This is a genomic window from Pullulanibacillus sp. KACC 23026 (assembly GCF_029094525.1).
In the GTDB taxonomy this organism is placed as follows: domain Bacteria; phylum Bacillota; class Bacilli; order Bacillales; family Sporolactobacillaceae; genus KACC-23026.
This window is the reverse complement of sequence record NZ_CP119107.1, coordinates 238,954-255,706: the sequence shown is the minus strand read 5'-3', so window position 1 is coordinate 255,706 and position 16,753 is coordinate 238,954. Positions and strand designations below refer to the sequence as shown.

General features: G+C 43.1%; 18 protein-coding genes and 1 riboswitch. Of the genes, 7 read left to right on the top strand and 11 right to left on the bottom strand.

Going from position 1 to position 16,753, the window contains the following annotated elements:
• Positions 1-206: 206 nt before the first annotated feature.
• The 6 genes from PU629_RS01205 to pepT all read left to right on the top strand — a co-directional run bounded on the left by PU629_RS01205 (position 207) and on the right by pepT (position 5,829).
• Positions 207-1,043: an HAD family hydrolase gene (locus PU629_RS01205; RefSeq protein WP_275282439.1), complete on the top strand. Its 837-nt coding sequence runs from the start codon at positions 207-209 to the stop codon at positions 1,041-1,043.
• A 555-nt stretch (positions 1,044-1,598) separates the two neighbouring features.
• The gene (locus tag PU629_RS01200) at positions 1,599-2,000 is read left to right on the top strand and encodes a Fur family transcriptional regulator (RefSeq protein WP_275282438.1); all 402 of its coding nucleotides are present in this window, start codon (positions 1,599-1,601) and stop codon (positions 1,998-2,000) included.
• A gap of 60 nt (positions 2,001-2,060) precedes the next feature.
• Positions 2,061-3,512 carry a catalase gene (locus PU629_RS01195; RefSeq protein ID WP_275282437.1) on the top strand — a complete coding sequence of 484 codons (1,452 nt, stop codon included), beginning with the start codon at positions 2,061-2,063 and terminating at the stop codon, positions 3,510-3,512.
• A gap of 147 nt (positions 3,513-3,659) precedes the next feature.
• On the top strand, positions 3,660-4,064 hold the full coding sequence (locus tag PU629_RS01190; RefSeq protein ID WP_275282436.1) for a rhodanese-like domain-containing protein: 405 nt from the start codon (positions 3,660-3,662) through the stop codon (positions 4,062-4,064).
• A gap of 174 nt (positions 4,065-4,238) precedes the next feature.
• Positions 4,239-4,436, top strand: coding sequence for a hypothetical protein (locus PU629_RS01185; RefSeq protein WP_275284330.1), 198 nt, complete (start codon positions 4,239-4,241; stop codon positions 4,434-4,436).
• 163 nt (positions 4,437-4,599) lie between these two features.
• On the top strand, positions 4,600-5,829 hold the full coding sequence (gene pepT, locus PU629_RS01180; RefSeq protein WP_275282435.1) for a peptidase T: 1,230 nt from the start codon (positions 4,600-4,602) through the stop codon (positions 5,827-5,829).
• Between the two features lie 54 nt (positions 5,830-5,883).
• On the opposite strand, the gene speD is transcribed toward pepT, so the two are convergent.
• Complete coding sequence (speD, locus tag PU629_RS01175; RefSeq protein ID WP_275282434.1) at positions 5,884-6,699, bottom strand: adenosylmethionine decarboxylase; 816 nt, start codon at positions 6,697-6,699, stop codon at positions 5,884-5,886.
• Between the two features lie 276 nt (positions 6,700-6,975).
• Here speD and PU629_RS01170 point away from each other — a divergent pair, with 276 nt between their 5' ends.
• Complete coding sequence (locus tag PU629_RS01170; RefSeq protein ID WP_275282433.1) at positions 6,976-7,266, top strand: hypothetical protein; 291 nt, start codon at positions 6,976-6,978, stop codon at positions 7,264-7,266.
• A gap of 161 nt (positions 7,267-7,427) precedes the next feature.
• Here PU629_RS01170 and PU629_RS01165 read toward each other — a convergent pair whose 3' ends face one another.
• The 10 genes from PU629_RS01165 to PU629_RS01120 form a co-directional block, all read right to left on the bottom strand.
• The gene (locus PU629_RS01165) at positions 7,428-8,186 is read right to left on the bottom strand and encodes a hypothetical protein (RefSeq protein ID WP_275282432.1); all 759 of its coding nucleotides are present in this window, start codon (positions 8,184-8,186) and stop codon (positions 7,428-7,430) included.
• Between the two features lie 178 nt (positions 8,187-8,364).
• Positions 8,365-9,528 carry an aminotransferase class I/II-fold pyridoxal phosphate-dependent enzyme gene (locus PU629_RS01160; protein ID WP_275282431.1) on the bottom strand — a complete coding sequence of 388 codons (1,164 nt, stop codon included), beginning with the start codon at positions 9,526-9,528 and terminating at the stop codon, positions 8,365-8,367.
• Positions 9,525-10,682, bottom strand: coding sequence for a trans-sulfuration enzyme family protein (locus PU629_RS01155; RefSeq protein ID WP_275282430.1), 1,158 nt, complete (start codon positions 10,680-10,682; stop codon positions 9,525-9,527). Before PU629_RS01155 ends, PU629_RS01160 begins: the two co-directional genes overlap by 4 nt.
• 158 nt (positions 10,683-10,840) lie before the next feature.
• A riboswitch (SAM riboswitch) is annotated at positions 10,841-10,953 on the bottom strand.
• A gap of 140 nt (positions 10,954-11,093) precedes the next feature.
• Positions 11,094-11,240, bottom strand: coding sequence for a hypothetical protein (locus PU629_RS01150; protein WP_275282429.1), 147 nt, complete (start codon positions 11,238-11,240; stop codon positions 11,094-11,096).
• Between the two features lie 63 nt (positions 11,241-11,303).
• Entirely contained in the window at positions 11,304-11,927 is a 624-nt protein-coding gene (locus PU629_RS01145; RefSeq protein WP_275282428.1) for a precorrin-2 dehydrogenase/sirohydrochlorin ferrochelatase family protein, read from the bottom strand.
• Positions 11,924-12,676, bottom strand: a complete 753-nt coding sequence (locus PU629_RS01140; RefSeq protein ID WP_275282427.1) for a sirohydrochlorin chelatase — start codon at positions 12,674-12,676, stop codon at positions 11,924-11,926. Before PU629_RS01140 ends, PU629_RS01145 begins: the two co-directional genes overlap by 4 nt.
• A gap of 1 nt (position 12,677) precedes the next feature.
• Entirely contained in the window at positions 12,678-13,451 is a 774-nt protein-coding gene (cobA, locus tag PU629_RS01135; RefSeq protein WP_275282426.1) for a uroporphyrinogen-III C-methyltransferase, read from the bottom strand.
• A gap of 50 nt (positions 13,452-13,501) precedes the next feature.
• Entirely contained in the window at positions 13,502-14,104 is a 603-nt protein-coding gene (gene cysC, locus PU629_RS01130; RefSeq protein WP_275282425.1) for an adenylyl-sulfate kinase, read from the bottom strand.
• Between the two features lie 34 nt (positions 14,105-14,138).
• Positions 14,139-14,846 (bottom strand): phosphoadenylyl-sulfate reductase, encoded by a 708-nt coding sequence (locus PU629_RS01125; RefSeq protein ID WP_275282424.1) that lies wholly within the window; start codon positions 14,844-14,846, stop codon positions 14,139-14,141.
• A 292-nt stretch (positions 14,847-15,138) separates the two neighbouring features.
• A complete protein-coding gene (locus PU629_RS01120) occupies positions 15,139-16,578 on the bottom strand; it encodes an MDR family MFS transporter (protein ID WP_275282423.1) in 1,440 nt (479 codons plus the stop codon).
• Between the last annotated feature and the right edge of the window lie 175 nt (positions 16,579-16,753).

Sequence of the window (16,753 nt, the reverse complement as noted above, 5' to 3'; positions counted from 1 at the left end):
ATAGTTTGCCATTATGACCTTCTGACTATTCATTGTTACCTCAGGACCTTACCAACGAAAGCATAAGAGCAGGATTTATGAAATGAATAGAAAGTCATTAAAAAAATGGTAAACTGTAACTAAAGCCATTGTTTAAATACGGCAAGACCTTAGGTACACTTTAAACCATAGCCATCATAATATATAACGAAATGAGGACGCCTATAATGGATTTATCTAACACAGAAGTCATTGTCTTTGACCTGGATGGAACGCTCTATGAAGACACCCACCATTTTGATTATTATGCCGAAAGACTCACTGAGAAGCTCTCACCTGACGTTCTTTCGAATTATAAAAAGGACTACGAACTCGCCAAACAAGATCAGCATACGCTGAAAATGGGCCGGGTTTATGACGCCGTTAACGATTTAATACTGGTCCAACTCGATAACCGAGTTCAAGAGGCCTTTACGTGGGAAGGGGAACCCCTTTCATCTGATGAATTACAGGAGCGTTACCCTGAGCCAATCACGTTGGACCAAGTCCGTTTTGTCAATGTAGGGGACCTATGGTGGGTTCCTGTTTCGGTTGCTCTGCACTATGGCCTTGACCCCCAAAAAGGACAAGCCTCTTTCCTTGAAACACGTGAATATATGATGGGACCAGACTATGAGATGGACCCCATCCCTGGATTTAAAGAGGTATTAGAAGCGCTTCATGGTAAAAAGAAGCTCGTGCTGCTGACAAATAGTCCTGAAGCGGACAGTGAAGTGATCTTACAAAAGCTTGGTTTAGATAAAGTCTTTCATCTTAAACTTTTCAATGGAAGCAAACCAGTCCGCACACTCGAACGCTTTGAAACGGTCAAAGAGACCTTTAACGTTGAGTACAGCAACATCCTAAGCATTGGTGATAATTGGCTCAATGAAATTCGTCCTGTCCAACCGCTTGGCTGCTCGACTATTTATATCGATCATCACAATCTAGGTTCACCTGATTCAGCCGATCTTGTTGTTTCAAGCATGACTGAGGCCCTGCCTTTTCTGAAAAAATTAGTTTAATTTCCCTATAACAACTGCTTTTGGCTTTGTTAATGACGTTGTTGATTAGTCAGGCATTGCTTCTAATAAAAGCAAAATAGATCTGCTTCCTCTGCTTTTACTAGGAATTTTTCGTTATGAAAGGTTCACTAGTAACAGAGCCTATTAGAAAAACCGCCTGCTTTCATTTCTGATCAAATGAGAGCGGTCGGTTTTTTATCTATTTAGGGCACAACGTTACGTCTATTTAGTTTTTGTGTAACGACGATTCCTTATTTGCCAGTTTTGAGGCTGATTTCAAGATTAGTGGTAACGTCATTACGCTATTCCCTCTGATTCTGGTCATTTTAACTCGTTTTTTAGTAATAACGTATTCTCGTTACACCTATTTGCCCGGATGGCCCATTGCGCGGCCGACAGCGTATCCTCGTTACGTCTAACTACTAAAATAGCCCTAGGTTCACGGTACCCGAGCTTTTCCTCCTAAGTCTCACTACTATATTTGGACTCACTTTCAAAAAGCTATTGACTTGTATTTAGACTAAGTCTAAAATATAGTTATAAGGGGGCCCTAATATGTCAATCAACTTAACACCTCAGAGAAAGGCCATTCTGGATGTGATTCGTTCTGCTCACGATCATCCGACTGCTTCAGATATCATTGCCCGATTGAATGAACATGGCCTCCATTTTGCTTATGGAACAGTGTATAACTCCCTCCGTTATTTAACGGAAATGAACCTTATACGGGAGTTAAAGCTGGGGGATTCTGCGAGCCGCTACGATGGAAATACCGAAGAACATCACCATGTTCAATGTACGATATGCGGCAAGGTTGATGAAGTAACCACCCATCCGCCTTTAGATTGGACATCCCAAATTGAGCAGGACACAGATTATGCGATTCAAACCACACAGATTATCTTTAAAGGAGTATGTCCAAGCTGCCGACAAGGCCAAAGTCCTTCTAAGCCTTAATGGGACTTGACCTTTCGCCAGTTTTTGACATAAAAGAAAGAATTTTAAGGAGGAGATTCCGTGACGGAACAAAAGAAACTTACAACCGCTTCTGGTGCCCCTGTTGCTGATAATCAAAATTCTTGGACAGCTGGCTCCCGCGGCCCGACATTGATCCAAGATATTCATTTGATTGAAAAGCTCGCCCACTTTAACCGCGAGCGGATTCCTGAACGTGTCGTTCACGCCAAAGGTGCCGGTGCATATGGATACCTCGAAGTAACCAATGATGTGACTAAGTGGACAAAGGCAAAATTTTTATCTGAACGCGGGCTCCGTACCCCTCTCTTCATTCGTTTTTCGACAGTCGCTGGGGAAAAAGGGGCTGCCGATACAGAGCGCGACCCGCGCGGCTTCGCTGTGAAATTTTACACAGAAGAGGGAAACTATGATCTCGTCGGGAATAACACCCCTGTTTTCTTTATTCGTGATGCTATTAAATTTCCTGATTTTATCCATACACAGAAACGCAATCCTGCGACAAACTGCAAGGATCCTAATGCGGTTTGGGACTTCTGGTCTTTATCTCCTGAGTCCTTGCATCAAGTAACGATTCTTTTCTCAGACCGCGGTATACCCGCTACATACCGTCATATGAACGGTTACGGCAGTCATACCTTCAAATGGACGAATGCTGATGGTGAATCGTTCTGGGTTAAGTATCACTTCAAGACCGAGCAAGGGATTAAAAACCTCACCGCCGAAGATGCTCAGCGCATTGCCGGTGTAGACCCTGATTATGCAACACGCGATCTTTATGCTTCGATTGAAGAGGGAAATTTCCCTTCATGGCGCCTTTACGTGCAAATTATGCCGCTTGAAGATGCTAACACCTATCGCTTTGATCCATTTGATGTTACCAAAGTGTGGTCTCACAAAGATTACCCGCTCATCGAAGTTGGTAAAATGGTTCTTGACCGCAATCCGAAAAATTATTTTGCTGAAGTGGAGCAAGCTGCATTCTCCCCTGGTAACTTTGTACCCGGCATTAGCGCTTCTCCTGACAAAATGCTTCAGGGACGTTTGTTCGCTTATGCCGATGCGCATCGTTACCGTTTAGGCGGCAACTATCAGCTTCTTCCTGTTAACGCAGCGAAACAGGCAGCGGTCAACAATTACCAACGCGATGGTTTTATGCGCTTTGACGACAACGGCGGCGGCTCTGTTAACTACGAGCCAAACAGCTTTAATGGACCAGCGGAATCACCGGAAGATGCTCATCCATCTTTTGAAGTATCTGGTTATGCGGACAGCGTCGCTTATGACAGCAATGACCACTATACACAGGCTGGCGACCTCTATCGCTTAATGAGCGCGGATGAGAAAGAACGCCTTATCAACAACATCGTTGCAGCTATGAAGCCTGTCAACAAAGACATTCAAGAGCGTCAAATCGAACACTTTGCCAAAGCCGACCCAGAATACGGTGAACGTGTCGCTAAAGGCCTTGGCTTATCATTAAATGTGAAATAAATTGAATCAAAAAAGAGCTGACAGACTATCTGAGAGGATAGCGCTGTCAGTTTTTTTCAGAAGTATAAGTCTTCCCGCTTTGAAGTCAAGGTATAGAAATCGTTATAATGGATATTGTAATGAAGTATTTTAAAGGAGGCGTTACATATGGCAAAAGGTATTACTTTTCTTGAATTAGTAGGTAAGGCGCGTGAAAATGTCCCAGCGATCTCTTCAGCAGAGGCAAAAGAAAAAATGGAATCAAACCCCAACACACTCATTATTGATGTTCAAGATGCAAAAGATGCTGGTGCATGCGGATTAATTCCAAGCAGTAAAAATATCTCTCTTGGGATGCTTCCTATTCGAGCTGATTTAGAACTCCCGGAAAACTTGCGTGACCCAGACCTAGCCGATCGCACACGTCCTGTCATTATCACATGCGGTGCTGGCGGCCAAGCTGCCCTAGGTGCTTATATACTTAAATTAATGGGCTTTGAAGATGTATCCTTTATCGAAGGCGGAACAGGTGCCTGGAAAGAAGCCGGCTATAAAGTAGAAACACCTGCTTAATTGAATTAGTAAATAAAAAGCTGCCCCTTAAGGCAGCTTTTTGTTTGGGAACGGTTCTCTTGTTTACTTGAAACAAGAGAACCGTCCCCATGTTTCAATAACTAGACGTTTGTCCGTTTCGATTTTCCTTGGTCGTGCATGTAATATAGTAAACAGTAATGGAGGTGATGATTGATGAACGAACAATGCCGACCAATAGAGTGTCCGCCACAATATGTCGTAAGGGATTGTTATGTCCCACGGGTCGTTCCTTATATTCACCCTGTAGTCATTGTTACTAGACAAAACATTGTTAATGTTCCACAACACATTTATCGTCCTGTTTATCAAAATGTGGTCAATGATCCCGGCTATCCTACCAAATGCTGCTAGTCCTAATATGAATATAAAAAAGGTCGGTTCAGCAGGTCTAAATAATGATCTGCTTGGATCGACTTTTTCTATTTATCGCCACTCATTTGAATCCAACTGGTCTCCTTGAAACATGATATAATTAATCTGTTAATTTGATCATGGGACAAAGGGAGTGACCATAATGAAAACGGAGCTTATTGAACGGCTCACTACATACGCAAAGATCGATACGCAATCTAACGAAGAAAGTGAAACCTGTCCTTCCACACCTGGCCAATGGGATCTTGCCCGTCATCTAGTGGACGAACTTAAGCGAATCGGAATGGAGGATGTGACGGTTGATGAGAATGCTTACGTCATGGCCACATTGCCGTCCAATGTCGATCACGATGTTCCAACAATTGGTTTCATGGCACACCTAGACACGGCAACCGATTTTACTGGTAAAGGTGTAAAGCCAAAAGTCGTCGAAGCCTATGATGGCAACGACATCGTTTTAAATGAAGCCCTTCAAATTGTTCTGTCGCCGCAGGATTTTCCAGAACTTTCCCAATATGTCGGACATACACTCATCACAACAGATGGCCAAACACTGCTTGGGGCTGATAACAAAGCAGGGATTGCTGAGATTATGACGGCCATGAATTATTTGATGAACCATCCAGAAATTAAACATGGCCGAGTGCGTGTCGCCTTTACACCAGATGAAGAGATTGGCCGCGGACCTCACCGTTTTGATGTCAAAGCCTTTGATGCCACTTATGCCTATACCGTTGACGGCGGTCCACTAGGTGAGCTTCAATATGAAAGCTTTAATGCCGCTGCTGCCAAATTAACCTTTAATGGAACCAATGTGCATCCCGGTACAGCTAAAGGAAAAATGATTCATTCAAGCAAAATCGCTATGGCTTTCCATGAACAGCTTCCTAAAGACGAAGCCCCTGAATATACAGACGGGTATGAAGGCTTCTACCATCTCCTTTCATTTAACGGAGATGTTGAACAAACAAAGCTCTATTATATTATCCGTGATTTCGATCGTGACTCCTTCGAAGGAAGGAAGGCTTTCATCCAATCATTAGTTGCCGGGTTCCAAGAAAAATACGGTCAGGATGCGGTCACCCTTGAACTGAATGATCAGTACTACAATATGCGTGAGAAGATTGAACCTGTTATGGAGATCGTTGATATTGCGAGCGACGCCATGAAGTCACTTGGAATTGTGCCGAAAATTGAGCCGATTCGCGGAGGAACAGACGGGTCACAAATCTCCTATATGGGACTGCCAACCCCAAATCTTTTTACTGGCGGAGAGAATTTCCATGGCAAGTTCGAATATGCCTCGGTTGATAACATGGAAAAATCTACTCAAGTCATCATTGAAATTCTTAAGCGATTTGCTCAAGCTTAACCTTTGGAATCACAAACAGGCTCATGCCAACTTCTGGTGCATGAGCCTGTTCTTTTAAAATTCCACCCCCATGTTCTTCCCATAAAAGATCTCGTCCATTTCCTTCTTAAGCTGCTTCGTGATCGTCATTTGTTCTTTCTCCGAGAGCTTTTCTTTTGTATAGCCAAAGAGGTAATTATTGAGATCAAAGTTCTTAAGCTTACATTTAGTATGAAAAATATGTTCTTGGTAGACGTTAACATCAATCATATGATAGTCTTCTTTTACGTTATCCGGTATATAATTTTGAATCGAATTAATTTCATGATCGATAAAAAGCTTCTTCCCCGTCTTATCTCTTGTGAAGCCTCTAACGCGATAATCCATTGTCATAATGTCTGTATCAAAAGAATGAATGAGGTAATTAAGGGCTTTTAAAGGAGAGATTTCTCCGCAAGTCGATACGTCAATATCTGCTCTGAACGTGCAGATTCCTTCCTGTGGATGATATTCCGGATAAGTATGAACCGTAATATGACTCTTATCCAGATGATCGACAATAGACTTTGGCAATGGCCCCGGCGTTTCAGCCAGATGCTCGGTCGGCACCTCTGTTATCGGTCCCTCTGAAACGAGAAGAGTGACGCTCGCTCCTTGAGGGACATAATCTTGTTTGGAAACATTCAGCACATGGGCACCGATTATCTCTGACACATGATTCAAGATTTCGGTTAAACGCGTCGCATTGTATTGTTCATCGATATACTCTATGTAGGCTTCACGCTCTTCTTTTGTCTTTGTGTAACAAATATCATACATATTAAAACTCAAGGTTTTCGTTAAATTATTGAAACCATGAAGTTCAATGACCTGCTCTCCTGAAAGTTTCACGATCCATTCCCCCTTGACAGTTTAAACAAGCCTTCCGGAAAAGGAGTCAAAACATTTATATTCTTAGAGTTTTTTCTAAGAAAGTGCCACAATCCAATAGTCCGTTTTCTATTCCTTAAGTTCCCCCAGTCCGTCTAAACCATACATGCCCTATAGTCTATCTTTTAATCCTATCTATCTCTTACTTGTTCCATAAAAAAGGGCCGCTTGAGAAAAACGATGGGGATCCTGCTGTAGAAGCAAAAGAGGGAAACCGAGGGACTTTTTTTAAGGAAGATGGCCTTTAAGTTTTTATATTCAGCACTAATGGCTTGTTTATTCGGTCTAGTGAATCAGAGCACAATAGGGGCGATTACTTTTTTCGTTTTAGCCTTTATGATTGGTTTATTAATTCCAGAGCGGACGCGTCAACCAACGTCCTTTAAACCAACACGTGTTTCCGTCATTTTCTTAGTTATATTGTTGGTTTTAACCGTCATTTGGACAGCGAGCATTCCTATTAAAATGGGCGCTTGGCTCATTTTATTAATCATTTATTTACTTGAAAAAATTGAAAAGACCTATTGAACCCCCATCAGTTATAAGCAGTTTGCAGCAAGAAGGGGTTCGTTTAAATGGAAATAAATAAAGGATACCATTCATTCTTGAATTAGTATCCCTTTTAATTTATTTGTTGACGTTTTCTACCTCAAAACCAAACCCGTTACCCTTCAGCAAGATTTCCCCATTTATTTAGAGGTTAATTCATTTATTTCCTTCATGAAAGCTTCTTCATTCATAAGTTTATGCAAAGCATCGACCATGAGTTTTTGGTTTTCAAGCTGAGTATCATGGCTTTTATCATTCTCATGTTTAATCAAGTTTAATTTCTCAAGCAGCTTCATAAAACCTGACCTTTGTTCTTTATCTATTTCGGCTTGCTTTCTCGACATTTCTTCAAGAAGAAGGGTTTGCAAAGACTGCATTTCTAACACAGATTCTGTCTCGCTTGTTTTCTCCTCCTTCAATCCATGGATGTGTTCCGCCACTTCCGTTAGGCGTTGACTCAGTTCTTCAAGCTGGATAGACGCCTTCAGACTTTCAATTTGCTCAGAGCTCTGCTGAATCCGAGTGATCGCCTCTTTTAAAAGCGAGTGCATTTCCTCTTGCTTGTCATTGGATTGATTTTGGATCGATTGGAGTTTGTCTAATTGCTCCGTCCTCTCCTGCTTCTCTTCAATCTGCCCGTCGATTAATATATCCTGCTGCTTATTGAGTTGGTCCATTTTTTTGGAATCCATGTACGTGACCTCTAGAAGATTGTTAATAAGCTGATTAAGGTCAGAGAGGGTTCTCAAGGCATCTTGATTCTGTTCTTCTAATCGGGTCACCGATTCATTTAAAGGGCTGTAAATAACGACTTTGGGAGATTGGCTTTCAAGAGAATGATTTCCCTTTTTAATGCCAGGTGATATTTTAGGGTTTATATAGGGCTTTGACACATTCATAACCTCACTATTCCTATTTTTTTATTCAGGGTTAAAAAATGATCTTACTGCCACTCTATGCCGCAACCTAAAATTCAGTGTCCCATTTCCCCATTAGAATTAGAAAAACATGACATAGGAAGGGACAGACCCCATCGACCAGTTAGTCTGTCAATAGAGGACTGCCCCCACCAATTATTTATTTTGTTGTAGAGGCTGCGGCTGCAATGGCTGCCAAGGCTTGGTCGAAGTCCGCAATCAGATCATCTGTGTCTTCTAGTCCAACCGATAATCGGAGAAGACCATCCGATATCCCTCGTGCATGCCGTTCTTCACGCGGCATCGCTGCATGAGACATGCGTGCCGGGTAAGAAAGAATGCTTTCTACAGCCCCTAGACTGACGGCAAACAACGGAAGTCGAAGGTGTTCGACTAAACGGCGAACCGCCTCTTCTGATTCCAATTCAAAGGAAAGAACCGCTCCCGGGCCTTTAGCTTGCGATTGATGCAGGAGAGCACCGGGGTGATGCGCTAATCCAGGATAATACACCTGCTTAACCAGCGGATGCTGATCAAAATAAGCGGCAAGCTTTTGCGCGGTTTCCTGGCTTTGCTTCATCCGTGCTGAAAGGGTTTTAATTCCCCTCATCACAAGCCATGAATCATGAACACCCAATATGCTGCCAAAACCATTTTGAATCTGGTACACTTTTTGCGACAGTTCCTCTGAGTTAACGGTCACGAGTCCTGCTACAACATCAGAATGGCCGCCAATAAACTTGGTTGCAGAGTGAATCACAACATCCCAGCCAAGGGCATGGGGGTTCTGCAAATAAGGTGACATAAAGGTATTATCCACAATGGACAATAGACCTTTTTCTTTGGCAAATTGAGCCACTGCTTTTAAGTCAATAACCCGAAGCTGTGGATTAGAAGGGGTTTCAATATAAATCGCTTTCGTCTCTGGACGGACCGCTTTCTCTAGTTGAGAGAGATCGGTAAGGTCAACAAAGGTAGTTGTAATCCCTAGTCTAGGAAAAATTTGCGAAAGGGCTCTGAATGCCCCCCCATAAATATCCTCGCAGGCCACCACATGACTTCCCGCTTCAAGGGTTAAAAAGACACTCGTGATTGCGGCCATTCCCGATGCAAATGCAAAGCCAGCCTTTCCCCCCTCCAGTTCAGCGATGATTTTTTCTAACGCCTGTCTCGTTGGATTTCCAGATCGGGCATAATCAAATTCAGGAGGTTGATCCCAGTCAAACTGATGAAAGGTTGAGGCTTGGTAAATAGGAACACTTGCCGCTCCCGTTTGCCCATCAACCTCAACTCCCGTATGTAGGTTTAACGTTTCAAACTTCATCGTTTCACGCTCCCCTTCGCTTTATTAAAGGCTTGATCCAGGTCAGATAAAATGTCCTCAATATGTTCGATCCCTACTGAGAATCGGAGAAGTGTATCGGTCACGCCAATCGCATCACGGATCTCTTTTGGAATATCCGCATGTGTTTGCACAGCAGGATACGTCATGAGCGATTCAACACCACCCAAACTCTCGGCAAAGGTGATGACTTTTAACTCTTTCAAAATGTGAGGGACAAGCTCCGCATTCTCCACATCAAAGGAAATCATCCCGCCATACCCCGTTGATTGCTTCTCTTGAATGGCACGTCCTGGATGATCCTTTAGCCCCGGATAATAGACCTTCTTAATAATGGGGTGATCCTGTAGCCATTCAGCAACACGTCTTGTATTCGTCTCATGTGCTTCCATTCTTAGCGCTAACGTCTTAAGACCGCGAAGCATTAACCAGCTGTCTTGCGGACCAAGAACAGCCCCTTGTGAATTTTGATAGAATTGAAGACTTTTTCCTAATTCCTCATCCTTTGCGACCAAGATCCCGCTTAGAACATCATTATGGCCGCCAAGATATTTGGTACCCGAATGAATAACCAGGTCGGCACCTAGCTCTAATGGGCGCTGAAAATAAGGTGTCAAAAAGGTATTATCAACTATAACTAATATTCCGTGTTTTTTAGCTAGAGCCACACATGCCTGAATATCACAAATCTTCATTGTAGGATTACTCGGAGTCTCAATAAAAATCGCTTTCGTCTCTGGGCGAATGGCTTCGGCAATTGCTGACTGTTCCCTTGTATCTACAAACGTAAAGTCGACTCCATAGGGTTTAACAACCTGTTCAAACAAACGATAAGTACCGCCATAAAGATCATCACTTGAGATAATGTGGTCACCAGGCTTGAACAACTGACATATACAAGCAATCGCTGCCATGCCTGACGCAAAGGCGAGCCCTGTCGCACCCCCTTCTAAAGAAGCGACGGTTTCTTCTAAAGCTCGGCGGGTTGGATTATCCAATCTCGAGTAGTCAAAACCCGTGCTTGTCCCGAGAGCCGGATGCGAGTACGTTGTCGAATGATAGATTGGAAGAACAACAGCTCCAGTCTGCGGATCCCTCCGATTCCCTGATTGAACCAATTTTGTCTCTAATTTCATCCCTATCCATCCTCCAAATGTTGCATAATGATTGAAAAAACCTTTTTATTTTTAAAAATATTTAGATTAAACAAAAGCAAAGATTCAGCCCTCTAAAAATAATAAAAAGGTCCTTCTCCAACCGAGAAAGACCTAATCTTAAAAACTAGAAGTTAAGTTCCTCATCTGTCAGAAAAATTTTCTGCTGGAGTTAGCACCGTGAAAAAGGAAAATCCTTTTTTCGGTTGCCGGGCGTCATCGGGCCAGTCCCTCAGCCTACTCTTGATAAGAGAAGGTATTAAATTTTTTAAAGAGGACAAACTCCCCTTTTTCAGACGGGAATTATAATTATTACTTTACTCCGATAACATCTGTGCTGTCAACCATTCTTTATCACTAAAAAAAGATTAACCGAACAGGTCATCCTCTTGTTTAAACCACACTAATCATACCGTCTGACCTCTTTGAACAAGCGATTAATAGAACAGCCAAAACCACCATTAATAAGCCGTTAATCTTAAAAATAATCGTTGCTTTGTACTCGTCTGCTAAAATAACAGGAAAGCGCGATAGTACCAACGGGCATTACTCTTTGAACGTAAAAAAGGCCGACTCCTCTAATTAATCGAAAAGTCTGCGCCCTTATAGATAGTTAGCTTTAAAACCTTCATAATCATCAAGAACTTTTTTTTGCTCTCCCTCGGAGTGATAGATGGGCTCAAGCAAGGCGCTGAGCAAAAGGTGTTTTTCCTGCTCCTTAAGTTGGTCGTTCTTTATTAGAGCTCGGCACTGACCGAGGAAATCCACATACTTGTCAAATTCCGGTTCAAAGCGTTCTTCCAGCTCTTGCTTGATTCTTTTGGTAAGCAATGGACTTGCCCCTTCTGTAGCAATGGCAATCGTCAGTTTACCTCTCGTAACAAGAGCAGGTGAGGAAAAATTCCCGAGGCTCGGCTGACTGACCACATTTAGAAGCTGATGATCTGAGACACGCTTCGCAATGATTGCATTTAACGCCTTGTCATCAGTTGCCGCAATGACAATAAAAGCGGTCTCTTCATCCCCCTCCTCATAGTCCCTCTTAATCCAGGTCATCTCTCCTCTTTCCAGATACCCCTTAAATGAAGGGTGAAGATTTGGACTGATGACCGTCACTCTTGCTTCCCCTCTGACTAAGTTTTCCATCTTTCGAAAAGCCACTTGGCCGCCGCCTATGATGAGGGCTGTTCTCCCTTTAATATCTAAAACAATTGGATACCCGCTCATCCTACTTCTTCAACCTCTTCTAAATTTAAACCTTCCATAACCCGGTCCACCAAGACTGTTCTCAGATTCTTATGAGAACCAAGAGGCCGGCAAAGATAAAAGGTTTGGTCAGGAGATTGAAGCGCCTCAATGGCCTCCTCCATCTCCCTCATTAAAAGACCCGTAAACATGAGATAGGGAATCACAAAGATTTGCTTAAAGGGAGAGGTTTTGGCATTCTTCAGACCTGTGCCAAGGAGAGGCTCACAAGCTGCTAGAAAACAAGTACTGACAGGCATCGCTTCTTTCTCCCATAGGCGCTGACTAATGTCCTTAAACGCCTCCTGAATATCTGGATCTGAGCTTCCTCTTCCAACAAGCAAAACGGCAGAATTCCCCAAGACTGGAGTCCCTTTTTCATAGATTCGGTCAGATAGAATATCAATAATCTTAGAATCACAACCAAATGGATCACCAAAGTGAAAGCGAATTTCAGGGTAATCTTTGCTGATCGCGGCTATTTCTCTTGGAATATCTTGCTTGACATGTCCCGCCGCTAAAAGAAGCACGGGCTGAATCAATATATCGGTAGCCCCGCGCTTAATACATCTCTCAATTCCCTTTTTAATAGAAGGATTGACTAATTCGAGGAAGCAAATCTCTTGGATCTGGACAGGAACGTGCTCGATACAAGACTGGATAAAAGTGACAGCCTGATCGACCCCTCTCTTTACCCGGGTTCCATGACTGATATAGAGAACGGCTTGCATATTACAGGACCTCCTGAACCCGTTTGTTAAGAAGAGAATCGAACCACTGAATTTGTTCTCGTAAAGATACAACCTCACCTATAACAATCATCGTTGGGTTTTGTATCTTGGCTTCTGCCGCCTGCCTCACAATGGTTTCAAGCGTGCCGGTGACCGTTCGCTGTTTGGATGTCGTTCCCCATTCAATTAGAGCGATCGGAGTTGCAGCGGCTTTTCCATGCTTCACCAAGTTCGCTACAATTTTGGGCAGCTCCCGTACCCCCATATAGATGGCCAAAGTATCGATCCCATTAGCCAAGGTTTTCCACTTGCTTTCATCCACTTCCCCGGCTTTTTCATGACCGGTTATAAAGGCAACAGAACCGCTGTATTCTCGGTGAGTCAGCGGTATCCCTGCATAAGCGGCAGCAGCTGAGCCCGACGTCACACCTGGCACAATTTCAAACGGAATACCATACTGAGCAAGCTTAACCGCTTCTTCCCCGCCTCTTCCAAAGATAAAGGGGTCGCCTCCCTTTAAACGGGTCACGATTTTACCTTTTTCAGCATGGGAAACCAAAAGACGGTTGATCGCCTCTTGTTGAAGGGTATGATGGTTGGGCAACTTACCGCAGTAAATTAACTCCGCCTGCTCTTTTGCCTCGTTTAACAGCTCCTGATTGACTAGTCGGTCGTAAACAATCACATCTGCTTGCTGAATACATTTCAACCCTTTTACCGTGATTAAATCCGGATCACCAGGTCCTGCCCCGACAAGGTAAACTTTGCCTAGCATCGGTCGGCCTCCTTCCCTTGGTTTCTTTCTTGTTGAAAATGAACAATTAACTATTCAATAATTCCTTGCTCTTTTAAAAACGCCACAATTTTCGCGGTTGATTCTTCGATTGTTTCCTTTTCCGTATCCACAACAAGATCTGGATGCTCGGGTGCTTCATAAGGAGAATCAATTCCTGTAAAATCCTTGATTTGACCCGCACGCGCCTTTTTATAAAGGCCCTTTGGATCACGGCCCTCACAAGCCTCTAGAGAAGCCTTCACATAGATCTCGATAAATTCTCCTTCTTCAACGAGCTGTCGGACTGTTTCCCTATCTTCTATAAAAGGAGAAATAAAGGCCGTCAATACAATGGTATTGCTATCCACAAATAACTTTGCGACCTCTCCAATCCGACGAATGTTTTCTTTTCGATCGGCTTCAGAAAAGCCCAAATTCTTGTTAAGACCGCTGCGAATATTGTCACCATCTAGCAGGTATGTCTTTACATTTCGCTTAAATAATTCGACCTCAACAGCATTAGCCAGTGTGGATTTCCCAGAACCGGACAGTCCGGTGAACCAGATAATGGCACTTCGCTCACCACTTGCTTTCTGACGGTCCTTCTTTGTAACAGATGTGGAATGCCAAACAATATTTTCTGAAGTTGCCACGAGTCTTCCTCCTTAGTTATTTAAAAATCCTGTCTCATCTCGTATGAAGACCACACTCTGTCTTATTAAACGAAGACCAGCGACCTGAACGTGAATCCCCGCCAGCGGCCACCGGCAATGTGCAATATTCACAGCCGATACTTGGATAACCTTGGTCGTGAAGCGGGTTATAAGGCAGTCCGAATGCTTTCACATACGCCCAAATCTCATCCTCAGTCCAATGGATTAAAGGGCAAACCTTAATCATTTTAAATTTATGATCCAAATTAAGAAATTCAACATTAGCACGAGTGACAGACTGTTCTCTTCTCAAACCTGAAAGCCATGCCTTTGGACCCGTTAATACTTTTTTCAACGGTTCCACTTTTCGAATACTGCAGCAAAGATCAGGCTGCGACTTCCATAATGCCTCCCCATATTGAACGGCCTGTTCTCCTGGAGTTAATTCAGGCTTTTGCATCACAATATTAAGCGCTGGATAAATCGCCTTTACTTTATCAATCAACTCATAGGTTTCTTTAAAGTGAAAGTCCGTATCAAGAAAAACAACTTTTGCTGTCGGATTAACTTTACTGATCAAATCAATTAAGACAATCCCCTCAATGCCAAAACTGCAGGCATAGACGATTTCTTCACCATATTCTTCATAGGCCCATTCCAAAACCTTCTTACTTCCTTTTAGTGCATCATCGTATGAAAAGTTTGGATGAGCCGCTTCACCCCAACTATTATAAGTAATCATGGTTAGCTTCCCCCGTTTTTAGTGTTCTATCAGTAACCGAGACGAAACAAAAAGCGAGCTTTCCGAAAAATCAGACCATCAATTCCGCTAATTCAAATCAGATTACTTGGTTTTATATTAAAGAAAAGAGCACCCAACAAGTTTTACGATATGGGTACCTGTATCCATTACCATCTTCTTGTTTCCTTCTTTCAAGAATAACCCCGAACCCTTAACTTTTCAAGCCATTTGGCTTACTTTTCACGATCTATTTTTCTCTATAGCAAACCTGGGTGTTTCCTTTAACTTAACTTTAGGCTCGGGCCCGTTTTGCCCGAGAGGTTTTGGGAAGGCGAAGTATCTCCTCCTCAGGCGGACTCGTTTTCTTTATGAAAAAAGATAAACATAAAGCGGCTGCTGTTAGGAGCAATACAATAAAGAAGGCACGATTTACACCGAGAATGGCCGGTGTCATACCATGAGGCGCCTTCGCGTTCGCTTCTGCTGCTGTCGTCATAACCGTTACTAGAATGGCAGTCCCTACAGATGCTGCCACTTGGCGGAGCGTATTCCCCATCGCTGACCCATGGGGAATTAATCGTCTAGGGAGCTCATTTAACCCTGCTGTAGAGGCCGGCATCATGACCATCACTTGACCGAGCATTCGAATGCTGTAAAGAATGGTAATAAAAAACATCGTTGTGGATACCGTGAGTGTTGAAAATAACCAGGTAGCTACAGTCATAATAATAAGACCACTAATTGTCAGCCACTTGGCGCCATAACGGTCAAACAACCTTCCCGTTAATGGCGATAGAAAGCCTGTAATCAATGCCCCCGGTAAAATAGCAATTCCCGATTGCATCGCACTGTAACCTCTCATATTTTGCATAAAAAGAGGAATTAACGTTTCGGACCCAATCAACCCCAAAAAGCCAATCATTCCGATAATAGTTGTAATCGTAAAAATAGGATATCGAAATACTCTAAACTCCAAGACCGGCTGCTCCATCCTCAGTTGTTTTGTAACAAAAAGGAGTAGCGATAAGACGCCAATGCTTAAAGAGAACACGGTCGAACTGCTGCCCCATCCATTATTCCCAGCTGCTGTAAAGCCGTAAAGCAAGCCGCCAAATCCTAAGGTCGACAATATCATGGAGACGACATCTATTTTTGGATTCGTCTGCTCTGTTACATTTTTCATTGCGATCGCCCCTACAACCGTAACGATTAGCGCGATCGGCAAAATAATGATAAATAAAACGCGCCAAGAGAAGGCGGCGATCACCCAGCCTGACAAAGCTGGTCCAATGGCAGGGGCAAAGGAAATGACCAGCCCGACTAATCCCATCGCCTGCCCCCTCTGATTGGCCGGATATATAAGAAGAAAGATGGTTTGCATAAGTGGAAAGATGATGCCCGCCCCTGCTGATTGAACGACGCGCCCTACTAATAAAACCCCAAAATTAGGTGCGACCGCTGCAATCAACGTCCCTATAATAAAGATAATCATCGCCGTTAAATATAATTGTCTAGTTGTATACTTTTCTACTAAAAAAGCGCTGATCGGAATCATGACCCCATTAACAAGCATAAAGACCGTTGTCAGCCATTGAGCCGTATTAGCCGTCACATGCATTTCTTGCATAATCGGAGGTATGGCCGTAATCATCAGCGTTTGGTTGAGTATGGCAATAAAAGAGCCTGCTAATAATACCGCTACAATTAGCCCTCTGTTGTAAGAAACCTGCACTTTTTCTCCCCCATTCTCTATTTTATAACGTCTCTTAATTTTTATAGATAAAATAAGACGCGTTCATTTAGTGGTATCGTTTTTTAAGTCATTCCTCTAAACTAACACGGTTACTCTGACTATTCAATACACAGGCTTCGTTGTTTCCCTTCCTTTTTTTACTGCGGATAAATGA